Raw genomic sequence first — 15,757 nt, forward strand, 5'->3', positions numbered from 1 at the left:
AAGGCAACGACGCGACTTCAGGGACGCACGGCAACCACTTCGATCTCGACGCGATACAGCGGATTGCCCAGCGCAGCGATCTGGAAGGCCGAGCGCGCCGGCAGATTGGGCTGTTCCTTGGTGCCGAAGAACTGGCGGTAGCCTTCCATGAACCCGTTGAAATCCATCTTGCCGCCCATCGCCGGGTCGCCGACCAGAAACACCTGCATCTTCACCACATCGCCCATGCCCAGGCCCAGCGATTTCAGTTGGTCCTGGATCTGTTTCAGCACGCTCACCGTCTGCGCCTTGGTGTCGCCGTACGCGGCTGCAGAGTCCTTCGGCGCGCTGGTGTCCACCACCGCAGGCACTTTGCCGCTGACATACACCGTGGCCTTGCCGGCAGGGATTTCGACGGCCGCGGCAATGGGGAAATCGCTATTGGGAATCTTGTGGCGAATCACCTCGGCAGCAGTTGCGGCGCTCAGGCCTGCAGACAACACGACGGTGGCAACGAGGGCGGTGGCGATGGGACGGAACATGGCAACTCCTTGGAAGAAAGAATTCAGTGGCGCAGCAGCTTGACGTCGTCGGCGGTGACGCGCTCGGCATGGTCGTTGCCGAAATGGGTGCGTACATAGCTCACCACCTCGGCCACCTGGCGATCTGTGAGCATGTCGCCAAATCCCGGCATGCCGGCGTGACCGTCGAGCACCATCATGGTGACGTAGGGCGCTGCCGCCAGCTTGGGATTGCCCGCAAGCGCCGGGTATTCGCCGGCGCCCTGCGCACCGCTGCCGGCGGGCATGTGGCAGCCCTGACAGACCGCACGATAGACATGCTCGCCGGATGCGGTGGCGAACCCCTTTTGCGGATACAGCGCCGTGGCGTCGGAACTTTGCGCCTGCGCATCGCGCAGGCCGGGAGGGAGCAGCGCCGCGCCGATGACCAGCGCAACGGCCGCAGCAAACACGCGTGGCAACAGATTCATGCGCCTCCCCCGGCAATGACCTTGCGATGCAGGCGGCCGACGACATCGTGCGCCGACAGGATTGCGCCCTCCTGCCAGGCCGGGATATAGGACACATGCTCGCCCGCCAGCGCCAGGCGGCCATCGATCTGGCACAGCGGCTCGTAATGCTCGGCACGCGCCTGTTCGCTCCACATGCCGAAGCAGCCATGCGTAAACGGCACGCGATGCCAACCCACCGCAATACCGTTGTCGAATTCGCGCGGATATTGCGGGTGCAGTTGCGTTCCGTATTCGACCGCCTTGCGCACCCGCTGCTCCGGAGACATGGAGGTGAATTGGTAGGCATCCAGCCCCCACACATACGCCCCCAGCAGCACGCCCTTGCCGGAGCTGTGGTAACCGGTGCTGGGATAGCTGATCAGGGTAATCGGCAGATCGGTGTAGCTGATGCCGCCGTAGATGGCCTCGTCCTCTTCCCAGAAGCGCCGTTTGAATTGCAGGCCCACCTTGACCGACGCGGCATACGGCACGCTGCCGATCGCGGTGGTCATCGCGTCGCTGGCGGTGGTGGGAATCCGGCTGAGCACCGACAACGGAATCGTGCAGATGCACCAATCGGCACTGGCCACGCGTTCCTCGCCGCCGCGCGTGGCGTCCTGCCAGGACACACGCACGCCGCTGCCGTCCTGATCGATCCTGGTGACCTTGGCGTTGTAGGTGATGGCATCGCCGAGCTGGCGCGCGAACGCCTTGCCGATCTGGTCCATGCCACCCACCGGCTGAAACATGGTGGTCTGCATTTCGTAGTTGTTGCCGGCCGCCAGCGTGGTCCATAGCCGCGAACGCAGCACATCCTGCACGCTGAAGGGTTCGGAGAATTCCGGCTTGCCCGACAAGCCGCCACCGGGGTAGCGCGCAAAGCCGCGCCGCTCGCTGCTGTCCTTGCCTTTGACGTAGCCGAACTTTTGATCCAGCGCGCCCCAGGTGCGCAGCGATTCGAGCAGCACCTCCTGGTCTTCGCGGCTCACAGCCGTATCCAGTGCGTGCTGCTGCGTGCACTTGGCCAGCAGCTCGGAGACATGGCCCTTGTAATCGGCATCGATCGCGCGGAATCGCTGCGGCTTGCCATCGAAGCCGTTCTGGCTATGCAGCAACGCGTTGTAGTTGACCTGGTTGAAGGCTTCCAACGCCACGCCGAACTGTTTGCAGTAGCTCAACACCGCCTTGTGGTGGTGCGGAATACGCCACGGCCCGGGGTTGAGATACAGCCCATCGTCGAACTGGCAGTGCTGCGTGGCGCCGCCCAGTTCCGTATAGCGATCGCCGCCGCGCAGCGTCCAGTTACGGCCCCCGGGGCGGCCGTTGTATTCCAGCACCTGCACGCGATATCCAGCCTTGCGTAATTCGAAGGCAGCGGTCATCCCGGCCAGCCCCGCGCCCAGAATCAGCACGGACGCGCCCTTCGGGTCGCCATCCAGCTGCAGTGGCCCGGTGAAGCGCGATTCGGCCGCCATACCCAGGCTGCTCATCGCCTGATACATCATCGCGCCGCCAGCGGTCATGCCGATGCGCGCCAGCAATTGCCGCCGCGTCATCGCCCCAGTGTGATTGCCTTGCATCAACGCGTAGTCCTTGCATGTCATGGATCAAGTGCGACCGACGAAAACACATGACGCGGCCGGCAATGACGCCAGCCGCATCACCACCTCAGAACTTGTAGGACAGACTGGCGAACAGCTGGCGCGGTGCGATCAACTGGTACGAGCCGGAGCTTTCGTTCGGGAACACCGCACCGATCGCATCGTCCTTGTCGAACAGGTTGTAGACCGACAATTGCAACCGGCCACCGGCAAGAAAGCCGGCATCGCCGCCTTGATAGCCGACGCTGCCGTTGACGATGAAGGTGGCATCCACCTGGTCGGTATTGAGCGTGTCGCCATAGCGCTTGCCGGTGTATTTGGTGTCGAGGTTGGCGAAGAAATGTTCGCCTTCCCAACCGCCGTTGAGGCTGAACATCACCTTGGGCGAGTCCGGCACTTCGTTGCCTTCCACCTGCACCAGGTTGCCGCTGACCGGGCCGAAATAGTTGTCCTGGAATTCGGATTTGTTCCAGGTCAACGAGGCACCCAGCCGCCAGCCCGGCGCCGGCTTCCACATGCCGGACACCTCCGCCCCATAGGTCTGTACGTCGCCGACGTTGGCGTAGACGGTGGGCGCAACCACCAGCGGGTCCGGATCGGTCAGCGCGATGATGCGGTTCTCGTAATCGATCTTGTAGGCGGCGATATAGCCGCTCCACTGGCTGGATTCGGCGCGGATGCCGATATCGATATTGGTGGATTCCTCCGGCGCGATATCCGGATTGAAGGCACCGGAGGTCAGCGCCAGCCGCGGTGCCGAGCTGAAGTTTTCCGCGTAGTTGGCGAACACCTGCACGCCCTCGGCGAGCTGGAAGCTGGCGCCGGCCTGCGGCTGGAACCAGTCGCTGTTCTTGATGGTGACATCGCGGCGCACGCCGACGTTGAAATCGTCGAGATTGGCGATGCCGTTGTAATCGCGTTTGACATCCAGCCCCTTGGCGCCGAACTCCATGGTGAGCCGGTCATCGAGCAGGCGCAGCGTGTCCTTGATGTAGAGCTGCTTCACCTCGGTGGAGAAGTGATTGTCGTAGTAGATAACGATCGGCAGCGAGCCCTTGAGCAGTGCGCCAGTGGCTGGGTCCAGGTTGTACAGCGGCCGCACCTGGTCGAAGTCGTAATTCTCGTACCACGCACCGACTTCGAGCTTGTTGTGCTCGGTCTCCCACGACACTGCAGTGGTCATGCCGTAGCGATCGCCGCCCATGATTTCCTCGCGCCGCGTCATCGCACCGACGCGGGTGACATCGCCATCGGCATCGACGATCTGCGGGTCGTTGATGGCGATATCGGTGCGCCCGGGCGTGCCGGCGATGGCGTCGTTGTACAGGCCGGTGGCCGTGCTCGGCGGCGTGCCGCCGACGCCGTAACCATGCTTGTTCTCGTAGTAGCCGGTGAAGGTGACACCGATCGCATCGTTGAACAGGAAATCGCCGTGCAGGCTGAGCAGCGAATCGCGTCGGCCGTTCTGCCATTCGCTGTAATGCTCGGCATCCACTTCCGGATTGCCGGTGATACGTTCGTGCAGATCCCACGCCACCGAACCGTCGGAGTTGTACGACTGCACGTCGTAGTCCTTGCGGTTGTTGTAGATCCAGCCCAGGGTCAGGCTGCCCACGTCCCAGGCCTGGCGGATCTTGGCTTCGAAGTGATCGCTCTTCTGCGTGGCCGGCTCCATGTCCCATACCCCGCCCTGCGTGCGCGATGCGGAGATGTATGCACTCGGCCCGCCGTCCCACCAATTCGGCGTATCCAGGCGGACAAAGCTGCGTACCAGATCGTCCGAGCCGATGGTCTGGGTGAGATTGCCGCTCCAGGTATCGCCGCCCTTGGGCGGAAGACTGGTGTAGCGGATCGCACCGCCGAGTGCGTGATAGGAGGGCTGGGTGACATCGCCGGAGCCGGCCGACACGGTGACGTCTAGCAGGTTCTCGCTGGACACGTAACGGGTGATCGGGCCGCCTTCGCGGGTGTCGAAGGTTTCGATAGGGATGCCGTCCAGGGTCACGCCGATCTGGTTGGCGGAAAATCCGCGGATGGTCATCGAATCGCCGAACTCGTACAGCCCGAACGGGTCGGTGGTCTGCACATTGACGCCGGGCAGGCTGGCCAGCAGCTGTTGCGGTGCCACGCCCGGCACCTGGGCCTGGATCTCGTCCATCGAAATGGAGGCGGTGGTGCGCGTGGAGCCGGTGCCGACCACGCTGACCGCGTCCAGGGTGCGCGCCTCCTGCGCCAGTACTGGCAGGCTGTATGCGCCAGACATCAGCAAGGTCATCGAAGCGAGCGTGTGGCGACGCGTGGCGGCGGTGAGAATGGCGGCCATCGCGGCCGCCAATTGATCGGTGTTCAAGCGCTTAGGCATGCAATCGACCCCTGGAAGATGGTGCGTGCTGAGTGACCGGACCCGCTCCCCAAGACCGGCTGACACCGCGACTGCGGCATGGATCGACCATACCCAGCGCGGTTGCGCCGCAGATGCGGTGCGGAGGGTAGGGTCTGCGCGTGCGGGTAGGTTGTTTCCGTACTGGAAAGTTTGAATACGCAGCGCAACTGCCCGTGTGGCGTGCTCGTGCAGGCGCCGGGCGTTGGCGATCGGGCGTTCGCACATGCCGTGCGCGGGCGTATGAGCTCGCGCATCACGCGCCTACCCGTTTGCGCCTTTGCGGGCATAGCAGATCCCGTACGCTTGCGATGCAGCGGCAGATCGACAACGCTGCGATGCCCGCCTCGCGAGCATGCCCATGCCGTCTGCCCCTCCGTCCTTGCTGCTGCTGGATTTCGACGGCGTATTGGCCAGCTATTCGCGCCCACGCCGGCTGGCCGCATTGGCGAGTGCTGCGGCATGCCCGCCGCAGCGGGTGCAGCAGGTGCTGTTCGAGCAGGGACTGGAGCGCGCCTACGATGCCGGCGCCCTCGACACGCAGGCCTACCTGACCCAGTTGAGCGACGGGCTGGGGCATCCGATCGACTGCGCCACCTGGATTGCGGCGCGCGTGGCAGCCTGCCGAGCCGACCCCGCAGTGGTGGCGCAGGTGCTGGCGGTGTCGACGACCGCCGCGGTGGCGGTACTTACCAACAACGGTCCGCTGATGACGGAGGCGATCGCGCGGATCGTGCCAGCGCTGTTTCCGCTATTGCAGGGCCGCGTGTTGTGCAGCGGTGCGCTGGGCGGCAGAAAACCGCAGCAGGAGGTCTATCAACGCGCGCTTGCGCAGCTGGATGCGGACCCGGCACGCACCTTGTTCGTCGATGACCTGTTCGTCAACGTCCGCGGCGCCCGTGCCGCCGGATTGCAGGCCGATACCGTGCGCGATGCGCGTGCCTTGCGGCGGGTGTTGAAGCGGTATGGGTTGGGGTGAGATTGGGGATTGGGGATTGGGGGCGGCGTGCAGCGCCCCCTCCTCCGGCGCTGCACGCCGCCTTCTCCCGCCGTGCGGGAGAAGGACAGGCAGTCGAGCTGCCGCTCAGGCCCCTCTCCTGGGGGCGAGAAGGCGCGGTTTGCGCGCCACTGGCGCGCGTGCCCTGGAGCGCCCGCGTCGCAAACGCGGGCTGGGGCGTGGAGCGGGGGTTGGGGTGAGGGAAAGGGTTGCGACGCAGGGCGCGTCCCCTGCTACTGCCTTACGCGCTCCACAAACAACAAGCGCACACACGCCTTCCCTACCCTCACCAATCAGCGCCCTACCAGCCACCACCACGCAACAGACCCAGCAACCACTCACCGCTGCGCGGCGTACTCGGCAATCGCCAGACGCAGGCGGGCCAGGCCGTCGGCCAGCTCGGCGTCGGTCAGATTGAGTGCCGGTACGAAGCGCAGCACATCCGGGCCGGCCTGCAGCACAAGCAACCCATGCTTGGCCGCCAGATCCAGCAGCGCACCGGCCTGCCCGGCATGCGCCGGTGCCAGCACCGCACCAAGCATCAACCCGCGCCCGCGCACCTGTGCGAACAGGCCGAACTCGGCATTGAGCGCCTCCAGGCCGGCACGCAATGCCGCCGACTGCCGCTCCACATTCTCGGCAATCTGCGGCGACGCCAGCTTGCGCAACGCCACGCGCGCCACGGCGGCAGCCAGCGGATTGCCGCCGAAGGTGGTGCCGTGCGCGCCGAACTGCATGGTCTGCGCCACCTTGGGGCCGGCCAGCATTGCACCGATCGGGAAACCGCCGCCCAGCGCCTTGGCCAGCGTCACGATGTCCGGCGTCACCTGCTCCTGCCAATGCGCGAACAAGGTACCCGTGCGGCCCATGCCGCATTGAATCTCGTCCAGCACCAGCAAGGCATCATGCCGATCGCACAGCGCGCGCACCTGCGCCAGGAAGCCCGGCGCAGCCGGCATCACCCCACCCTCGCCCTGGATCGGCTCCACCATCACCGCGGCCACGTCGCCGCTGGCCATCGCCGCTTCCAGCGCCGCCACATCGTTGAAATCCACATAGCGGAATCCGCCTGGCAGCGGCTCATAGCCTTCCTGGTACTTCGGCTGCGCGGTGGCGGTGACCGAAGCCAGCGTGCGGCCGTGGAAGCTGCCACGGAACGTCACGATGACGCGCTTGTCGGCCGGGCGGCCCTGAGTGCTGGCCCACTTGCGCACCAGCTTGATGGCCGCCTCGTTGGCCTCGGTGCCGGAGTTGCACAAAAAGACGTTCTCGGCAAACCGCGACGCGCCGACCAGCTCCTCGGCCAGCCGCAGTGGCGGCTCGCTGTAGAAGATGTTGCTGGTATGCCACAGCTTGCCCGCCTGCTCGGTGAGCGCAGCGACCAGATCCGCATCGTTATGGCCCAGCCCGCTCACCGCGATGCCGGAGGACAGATCCAGATACTCGCGCCCCGCATCGTCCCATACACGACTGCCCTGCCCGCGCTCCAGCACCACCTGGCGCGGGCGATACACCGGCAGGTAGTAGTGCGCAAGGGACAGGGGCGAATCGGCAGCGGTGCTCATGATGGTGGGTCGCAGAAGCGGAGGAAGAACCCGCATTCTCGCGCATTCGCCGGCCTGCGGCACAATGCGCGCATGCGCCCTTTCTCCGATCCCCAGCTCACTCCCGCCACCGACGACGGCTGGCGCCGGCAATGGTTCGACATCATCTACCGCCACGACACCCGTCCATCGCGCAATTTCGATCTGATGCTGGTGGTGGCGATCCTCACCAGCGTGGTGGTGATCATGATCGACAGCGTGCCGCGCATCCATTCGCATTCGGCGCACTGGCTGGTGCCGCTGGAATGGGCGTTCACGGTGCTGTTCACCGTCGAGTACGCGCTGCGCCTGGCGGTGGTGCGGCGCCCGCTGCACTACGCGCTCAGCGTGTGGGGCGTGATCGATCTGCTGTCGATCCTGCCCAGTTACCTATCGTTTTTCGTGCCCGGCGCGCAGACCCTGCTGGTGGTGCGCGTACTGCGTATCCTGCGCCTGTTCCGCATCCTCAAGCTCACCCGCTACATCCAGGAAAGCGGGCAACTGGTGGACGCGTTATGGCGCAGCCGCCGCAAGGTGCTGGTGTTCCTGTTCACCGTGCTCACCATTACCGTGATCGCCGGTGCCACCATGTACGTCATCGAAGGCCCGCAACACGGCTTCACCAGCATCCCGACCAGCATGTACTGGGCCATCGTCACCATGGCCACGGTGGGCTTCGGCGATCTGGTGCCACAGACCACGCTGGGCCGCTTCGTCACCTCGGCACTGATCCTGATCGGCTACAGCATCATCGCCGTACCCACCGGCATCTACACCGCCGAACTTGCCACCACGCTGCGCGAAGGCGGCCACGCCGGCCGGCGCGACGTTCGCAACTGCGCGCGCTGCGGGCTGGAAGGCCACGCCACCGACGCGCGCTATTGCCGGCAATGTGCCGAGCCGCTGCCGGAGATCGCCAACGGCTGACGCGGTACTGCGGACTTAATGCGACGACTGCGGCCACCGATCGATGCCCCAGTCGACGTTGCGATTCCCATCGGCACACCACCAAGCTGGCAGGTGCGGTGTCGTTACCGATTGCGGGACCCTTGGCGGCATGGATGCCGCCGTGGAGCCTCCGTGCACGGATTCACGGCATGTCTCGCAAGTGGTGAGTGCATCGCGCCTCCGACGATCTGAGCCTCCGCCTGACTCCAAAGACCGCAGCGATCAGAAACCCGGTGTCTTGTTTAGGAGTGGTCGGATCATGCGGATAGACCAGTCGCAGAGCGGATGATCTGTCGCTTGGCTGCAGGGCCCTTGCCCGCCCACCATCGCGGGACACGCCGCAAGTACGTCAATGTAGGCTCTGGCGCGGCATCCATGCCGCTCAAGGTCCCGCGACGGTGAGCGGACAAGGACCAGTCGAGACGATCGGTGTTCGGGTGCAAGCAGAGCATGACGTGCGCGTTTTTATAAGAGCACGCCTCATTAGTCATCCAAGACAAGCCGAGCAATGAGCAGGCTTTCAATGAAGCAACCTTGAAACTTGCAGGTGCGGTGTCCTCGCCGCTTGCGGGACCGTGTGGCGGCATGGATGCCGAGCCTGCAGGGACGTACTTGCGGCGTGTCCCGCGAGCGGCGAGGGCACCGCGCCCTCGACCAACCCTGCCTGGAAACATACAACGGCGCTGAAGTTCCAGATCGTAGCGTCGTTGAAGCCTGCGCAATCACCCGCGCGATGCGCTGACACAACGCGACAGGAATGCATGCACAGCATCAATGCGACATGCGATTACTCATGTCGATCAGATCGTTGTAGCTGGCCAGCACGGCCTGGCGCGTGCCGCCCGGTGGAAGCGAGCCACTTTCCAGCAGCATCTGCTCGCTCTTGTTCAATGGTGTCTTGGTGCGGATACGCTCGACCAGTCGTCCCGACTCGCGCGCCAGCTTGTCGGCAGAACGTTCCATGTGGCCCCACATGGCACCGCCCTGGCCGACCTTGGCCTTCTGCGCCTCTTCCAGAATGCCCTGGTAGCGTGCGAGCTGGGATTGCGCTGCGGCAAGATCCGGCGCGTCGCTGTCGAGCACCTGCGCCAGCTGCTTGCCTTCGCCGATGATCTTCAGGTGATACCAGGAGGCACTGCGACCCTCTTCCTTTTCGATCGCATCGATCTGCGCCTGGCGACGCATGTCTTCGTTGCGATCCAGCGCCGCATTCATCGCTTCGCCCGCCTCGAAGAACGCTGCATAAGCCTGCATCAACGGCGCATGCAATGCACGCATGCCCTTGCCTTCGTCGCGCAGATAATCCTCGCGCTCGTAGTACCGCGCCGTTTCTTCGATGCGCTCGTTGAGCGTGGCAAACCGTTGCTGATACGTCTTGGCCACCGGGTCGAGTTCGGCGTTGGCCGGTTGCTGCGCCAATGCGGCAGTCATCGGTGCGCCGCAGGCCTCGACCCGATGCGACAGCACCGTGCCCGGCCCACGGATCGTGTCTTCCTTGCCGGTGGGCCCGGCCTGCGGATCCTTCATCCAGCCGGTGTAGGTCTGGTAACTCTCGTGCAGCGGCTGCTCGACACCGTTGAAGCAGGCGATGTAGGCATTGACCTTGTCGGCATCGGGTGCAGCGGCGACCGGCGTCTCTTTCTGGCAGCCGGCAAGCAGCACGGCAAGTGCGACCGCTGCGCTGAGCGGTGCGTAACGACGTGGATGAGGCATGCGATGTTTCCTGTGCAGTGGTGAAGAAGTGAGCTGACCCGAGCGATGGCCGATCGCGCGCGTCACCGTCAGCGCGGTGCGGATGGCCGCACGCGCTGTATCGTGCAATGACGCTGGCAGTTACTGGCGATTGCTCTCGGACACCAGCGCGTTGTAGGTATTGAGCAACTTGCGCGGCGATCCTTCCGGGGCCAGCGAGGGACTATCGAGCCATCCCTCTTCGATGCGGCTGTAGGGGGTCTTGTCGACCACGCGCTTCACGCGCGACTTGGCCTGCCTGCGGAAGTCTTCCGCAGCGGTTTCGAAGCTGTTCCATTTGAGTTTGTCCGGCTCCTGGTCGGCCACCTTGGCATGCGCCTCGTCCGAGAGCCGGTTGAAGCCCTCCAGCAGCGTGTTTGCACGCGCGATGTCGAACCGATCTTCCTGCAGCACGTCGGTCAGTTGTTTGGCATCGAGCATCATCGACAGCCGGTAATACTCGCGCGTGCGTCCCTGCTCGCGCTCCAGTGTCTTGAGCATTTCGCGATGCGCTGCATCGTTTTGCGCTTCCAGCTCGGCACCGAATGCGCTGCTGGCCTGCGCATAACGCTCCAGCGCCGCCATCAACGGCGCGTGCAGTTGCTTGCCCTTGGCGAACTGGTCGTCTTCGTAATCCTGACGCGCGTAGTAATCGGCCACCTGGTGGCTGATCGGCCGCAGCGCCTGCAGGGCCGCGTGATATTGCCGGGCCGCAGTGTCCAGTGCCGGTAGCGACGGTTGCGCGGCAGCCGCCGCACTGACCGGCGCATCGCACTGCTTCATGTCGAAGTCGCTGATGTCGTACGGGCCGGCAACGCGTGTTTCGCGCCCGCTCGGGCCGGCGTCCGCATCGTCGATCGAACCGATGTAATGCTTGGCGCCGGCATGCACCGGCAGATCGACACGGTTGAAGCAATCGATATACGCACCGAGTTTGGCGTTGAGTGCGTGCTGCGCATCGTGCGGCACATCGGCGCCCTTGCTGGCCGTCGCGTTGCCGGTTGGCGTGGTCTGTTTGCTGCAGCCGGCGCCAAGCGCAAGCACGAACAGGGCGGGCGCAAACGCGCGCGGCATTGGGAACACAGGCAAACGTCCTTGTTGGAAACGGTTTCAGCCGCGCACCATAGCAAACTGTGGTGTGAAATCAGCGTGCCCGGGATCGAGGTGGCCGCCGGCACCCGTCTGCACTGCATGCGGCGATGCGCGCAGGGGAAATCGGTTTTGTGTGGAAGAGTGGCTTACGTGTGTGCATCGATGCATCTGCGCACGACGCCTGCATCCCGCTCGGAGCGGCAAAGACCACGGCGCGCAATCGCCAGACGGGTACGGACGGCGCACCGCAGCACCGCAGCGTAGGAGCGGCACAGGCTGCACCGAGCACCGGCGGCGCCAGCCTGCCGGTGGGCACAGGCGTTGTGTGAGCCGCTCAGTCGAGAAACAGATCCGGCAACAGGCTCCGCGACGGATCGACCGCATAGCCGCTGAAATCGGTGACGCCGGCCTGCGTCAACACCTCATCATCGATCAGGAATTGCCCGTGGAAGTCGGCCGCGGTGCGCGTCAGCACCGCATGCGCGGCGTCGGCCACGATTTCCGGGCGACGACAGGCAGCGGCGTCCACGTCCGGCAGCATGTTGATCGCATCGGTGGCAATCACCGTGCGCGGCCACAACGCATTGATCGCCACGCCCTGCGGGCCGAATTCGGCGGCCAGCCCCAGTGTCACCAGGCTCATCCCCATCTTGGCCAGCGTGTAGCCGGTATGCGCGCCCCACCAGGCCGGGTTCAACGATGGCGGCGGGGCAAGACTGAGAATGTGCGGATTGGGCGCCTTCAACAGATGCGGCAGGCAAGCCTGCGCGCACAGGAAACTGCCGCGCGCATTGACCTGCTGCATCAGGTCGAAGCGCTTCATCGGCGTGTCCAGCGTGCCACGCAACCAGATCGCGCTGGCGTTGTTGACCAGGATATCGACACCGCCGAAGGTCTCGACCGTGGCGGCCACGGCCGCACGCACCTGCTCCTCGTCGCGGATGTCGCACTTGAGCGCCAGCGCCTGACCGCCTGCCGCCGTCACCGCCTCGGCCGCGCTGTGGATGGTGCCTGGTAGCTTGGGATTGGCCACCGCCGATTTCGCGGCAATGACCACATTGGCTCCGTCGCGTGCAGCCCGCAGCGCGATCGCAAGACCGATCCCGCGCGAGGCACCGGTGATGAAGAGGGTCTTGCCTGATAACGTCATGGGAATCGGGAATCGAGAACGGGGAATCGCAAAAGCTTAGCGCCTTGAACGTTCAGCAGCCGACGCACGATCAGCTGCCGCGATGCGTCCTACCGATTCCCGATTCCCTACTCCCGATTCCCGATTCCCGGCACTTCAGGGCTTCGGCCCCTGCCCTTCGTTGTCTTCCCAGTGCAGCACGCGGCGGGTCACGAAGCGGTAGACCGGCTTGCCGGTGGCGAACCACAGCTCGCGCACCCATGACCTGCGCTTGAGCACGCGGCGTTCCACCGGGGTGATCGCGGCCGGGCAATACATGCGCTTGTGCTTGAGCAGGTGACGCAGGTCCTCGCGTGCAAGCAGACGCATCCAGCGCGCGCGTGGGTGGCCGCGCACCGCCAGCTGGAAATCGATCACTGCCGGGCTGCCATCGTCCTGCACCAGCCAGTTGGCTTCCTTGGCCAGATCGTTGTGCGCCACGCCGCACCGATGCAGCTGCTGCAACAGCCGGCGCGCCTGCCTGAAATACGCCAGGTCGCCGCGCGGCGGGCGCTGGTACATCGCATCGCCGGCCAGATAGCTGCGGTCCAGATGGCGCCCATCCCAATGCAGCAAACGTGGCGTGTGCGGCAGGCCATCCAGCTGGCGCAGCGCCAGCGCTTCGCGCCGCGCCAGCCACCAGGCCACACCCCGCAGGCCCCAGGGCGCCACGCTCAGGTCGCGCCGCACGAACACCCGGCCGGCGTCGCGGATCAACAAAATGCGCCCGAACGTATCGGACTTCAGCGGCAGATTGCCTGCGGGCTCGTGACTCATCCCCCATTGTAGGCGGGCGGCCGGCATCGCCATACCGCCATTGATGTGCACGCCGATGCCATCGGCGCGCGCAGCCGCCTGGTTGCAACCGCAGGTGAAGCCAACCGCCCGATGTGAGCGTGGCGCAAGTCAGTCGTCGCCATGCCCACCTATAATTCGGAAATGAACTCATGGATCGACGCCACGCTGGAGTGGATCGGACACCACCCCGCCTTGGCTGGCGTGGTGATCTTTGCCATCGCATTCTGTGATGCGGTGATCGTGCTCGGCGCCATCGTGCCCGCGCTACCGCTGCTGTTCGCCATCGGCGTGCTGATCGGGCTCGGCCAGATCAATGGGCCGTATGCGGTGGTTTGCGCCACGCTGGGCGCGTTCGTCGGCGATGCGCTGAGTTTCTGGGTGGGCCATCGCTGGGGTCACCAGTTGCACACGTATTGGCCGTTCCGCCGCTATCCCCAGTTGCTGGAACGCGGCGAGCTGCTGTTCCGGCGCAATGCCTTCAAGAGCATCCTGATCGCACGCTATGTCGGCGCGGTGCGGCCGTTCGTGCCGGCCATCGCCGGCATGTCGCACATGCCGTTCAAGCGCTACCTGGTTGCCAGCGGGCTGGCCTGCGTGTCGTGGGCGCTGCTGTTTCTGGTGCCAGGCTGGGTACTGGGCACCGCCTACGACGCCGTGGCCGCAGTGGCCGGGCGCCTGTTCGTGGTGGTCGCCTTGCTGGCTGCGGTGATCGGCCTAGCCTGGGCCATGGTGCTGTATTCGTACCGCTGGTCGGCAGGCCATCTGGATGCCCTGCTGGCGCGGCTGCTGGAGTGGTCGCATCGGCACCCGGTGCTGGGCAACTGGTCGGTCAGCGTGTTCGACCCACGCCGACGCGAGTCGGTCCCGTTGGCGATGATGGCGCTGATGCTGTTGCTGCTGGGCTGGGGCTGGTTCGTGTTGCTGATGGTGGTGCTGGCGCATGGCGAGCCGCTGCGCGTGGACCTGGCCGTGCACGACCTGATGCTGGCCTTGCGCAACCCGCTGGCCGATTACCCGATGGTCGCGCTGGCCTCGCTGGGCGATTGGCAGGTGTTGTTGCCGGCGATCGCCGCAGCGATGGGCTACCTGGCCTGGCGGCGCCGCTGGATGGCGGTGACGCACTGGGTGATCGCACTGGCGTTTGGCCTGGCGCTGACGCAACTGCTGGGCGCCACTGTCCAGGTGGTGCGCCCGCCGGCCGCCAGCAGCGGCTTCGGATTTCCGTCGGTGGCGGTCACCATGGCCACGATCGGTTTTGGCTTCTTCGCGCTGCTGATCGCGCGCGAACTGCCCGGCCGGCGCCGGGTGTGGCCATATCTGGTCAGTGGCGCGATCGTCTCCCTGATCGGCTTCGCACGCCTGTACCTGGGCGCGCATTGGCTTAGCGACGTGGTCGGCGGCATGTTGTTCGGCATCTTCTGGCTGCTGGTGCTGGGCATTGCATATCGGCGTCGCGCCACCCGCGCGTTCTGGGTCAAGCCGGTGTCGTGGACCTTCTACGGCGTGTTCGTGGGCTGCGCGATCTTCTTTGCGCCGCGCAATCTCGACACCAAGCTGGCCAAGTTCGAGCCGCCACCGCCGCTGCTGATGGATCTGCCCGCCAGCGACTGGTGGGAGGGGCAATGGCGGCTGCTGCCGGCACGCCGCAATGAATTCGACGACGACCAACGTTGGCCGCTGGACGTACAGGTTGCCGGCCCGCTCGCGCCGCTGCAACGCCAGCTCGAAGCGCGCGGCTGGCGGGCACAACCGCAGGCGGGCTGGGAGCAGGCGCTGCATCTGCTGGATGTGAGTGGCCGCCCGGACGAAGTTCCGATCCTGCCGGCCACGCTGGACACCCAGGTTGAAGCCTTGCTGATGGTGCGTCATGCCGCGCCAGGGCACGTGCATGTGTTGCGCCTGTGGCCTGCAGCCGCGCGCTTGCAACCCAATGCGCAGCCATTGTGGGTAGGCAGCACGCAGACGCTGCGCTACAGCCGCCACTTCAGCCTGATCGGCCTGTGGTATCCGCTACGCGGTGTGGACCCTGCACTGAGCGCGTTGCGCCAGGCACTGGACCCCTTGCCGCATCGCCTGGAACAGCGTCGACGCTCGCAGGTGCCCGTGATATTGATCGACAGTAGCTCGGGAAATGCGTTGCGGCCAGAGGACAAAGACAATGCTGCACCGCAGCCGGAAACCACCGCATCCGACCCGGCGGCATCGGCTCCGTCACAACAGCGCCGTTGATCGATCGGGCTACAGCGGCGATCGGCCAGCGACCACGCGCGCAGCACTATAGATCAGAGCTGCTGGCAAAACCCTTGAACGCTGTAGCGATGGCGGCAACGCGTTCGCGTCGTTTGGATGCGGCCGAATGTTTAGGTCAAAAGCCCTGGTGAGTCGAGGGCGCGGTGCCCTTACCGCTCGCGGGACACGCCGTGAATCCGTCCATGGAGGCTCGGTGGCGGCATCCATGCCGCCACACG

12 protein-coding genes are annotated in these 15,757 nt (G+C 65.3%); 3 read left to right on the forward strand and 9 right to left on the reverse strand.

What is annotated here, in order from left to right; translation table 11 throughout:
* Positions 1-17: 17 nt before the first annotated feature.
* From FHY19_RS05595 to FHY19_RS05610, 4 genes are all read right to left on the reverse strand, one after another.
* Positions 18-521: a RidA family protein gene (locus FHY19_RS05595; RefSeq protein ID WP_259162776.1), complete on the reverse strand. Its 504-nt coding sequence runs from the start codon at positions 519-521 to the stop codon at positions 18-20.
* 23 nt (positions 522-544) lie between these two features.
* Entirely contained in the window at positions 545-970 is a 426-nt protein-coding gene (locus tag FHY19_RS05600; protein ID WP_259156320.1) for a cytochrome c, read from the reverse strand.
* Positions 967-2,571, reverse strand: a complete 1,605-nt coding sequence (locus FHY19_RS05605; RefSeq protein WP_259164017.1) for a flavin monoamine oxidase family protein — start codon at positions 2,569-2,571, stop codon at positions 967-969. Before FHY19_RS05605 ends, FHY19_RS05600 begins: the two co-directional genes overlap by 4 nt.
* 88 nt (positions 2,572-2,659) lie before the next feature.
* Complete coding sequence (locus FHY19_RS05610) at positions 2,660-4,942, reverse strand: TonB-dependent receptor (protein WP_259164024.1); 2,283 nt, start codon at positions 4,940-4,942, stop codon at positions 2,660-2,662.
* Between the two features lie 391 nt (positions 4,943-5,333).
* Here FHY19_RS05610 and FHY19_RS05615 point away from each other — a divergent pair, with 391 nt between their 5' ends.
* On the forward strand, positions 5,334-5,951 hold the full coding sequence (locus FHY19_RS05615; protein WP_259162784.1) for an HAD-IA family hydrolase: 618 nt from the start codon (positions 5,334-5,336) through the stop codon (positions 5,949-5,951).
* 356 nt (positions 5,952-6,307) lie between these two features.
* Here the strand turns inward: FHY19_RS05615 and FHY19_RS05620 are convergent, their stop codons facing one another.
* Positions 6,308-7,534, reverse strand: a complete 1,227-nt coding sequence (locus tag FHY19_RS05620; protein ID WP_259162786.1) for an acetylornithine transaminase — start codon at positions 7,532-7,534, stop codon at positions 6,308-6,310.
* Between the two features lie 72 nt (positions 7,535-7,606).
* Between FHY19_RS05620 and FHY19_RS05625 the strand changes: the two genes are divergently transcribed.
* Complete coding sequence (locus tag FHY19_RS05625) at positions 7,607-8,479, forward strand: ion transporter (RefSeq protein WP_259162788.1); 873 nt, start codon at positions 7,607-7,609, stop codon at positions 8,477-8,479.
* Positions 8,480-9,271: 792 nt separating this feature from the next.
* On the opposite strand, the gene FHY19_RS05630 is transcribed toward FHY19_RS05625, so the two are convergent.
* The 4 genes from FHY19_RS05630 to FHY19_RS05645 all read right to left on the reverse strand — a co-directional run bounded on the left by FHY19_RS05630 (position 9,272) and on the right by FHY19_RS05645 (position 13,268).
* Entirely contained in the window at positions 9,272-10,213 is a 942-nt protein-coding gene (locus tag FHY19_RS05630) for a YiiG family protein (RefSeq protein WP_259162790.1), read from the reverse strand.
* 120 nt (positions 10,214-10,333) lie between these two features.
* Positions 10,334-11,305: a YiiG family protein gene (locus tag FHY19_RS05635; RefSeq protein WP_259164025.1), complete on the reverse strand. Its 972-nt coding sequence runs from the start codon at positions 11,303-11,305 to the stop codon at positions 10,334-10,336.
* A 352-nt stretch (positions 11,306-11,657) separates the two neighbouring features.
* On the reverse strand, positions 11,658-12,473 hold the full coding sequence (locus tag FHY19_RS05640; RefSeq protein WP_259162792.1) for an NAD(P)-dependent oxidoreductase: 816 nt from the start codon (positions 12,471-12,473) through the stop codon (positions 11,658-11,660).
* A 135-nt stretch (positions 12,474-12,608) separates the two neighbouring features.
* The gene (locus FHY19_RS05645) at positions 12,609-13,268 is read right to left on the reverse strand and encodes a serine/threonine-protein kinase (protein WP_259156330.1); all 660 of its coding nucleotides are present in this window, start codon (positions 13,266-13,268) and stop codon (positions 12,609-12,611) included.
* Positions 13,269-13,430: 162 nt separating this feature from the next.
* On the opposite strand from FHY19_RS05645, the gene FHY19_RS05650 reads away from it, so the two are divergent.
* Positions 13,431-15,518 (forward strand): bifunctional DedA family/phosphatase PAP2 family protein, encoded by a 2,088-nt coding sequence (locus FHY19_RS05650; RefSeq protein WP_259164033.1) that lies wholly within the window; start codon positions 13,431-13,433, stop codon positions 15,516-15,518.
* Positions 15,519-15,757 lie beyond the last annotated feature (239 nt).

It is taken from the genome of Xanthomonas sp. 4461 (genome assembly GCF_024806475.1).
GTDB lineage: Bacteria > Pseudomonadota > Gammaproteobacteria > Xanthomonadales > Xanthomonadaceae > Xanthomonas > Xanthomonas arboricola_F.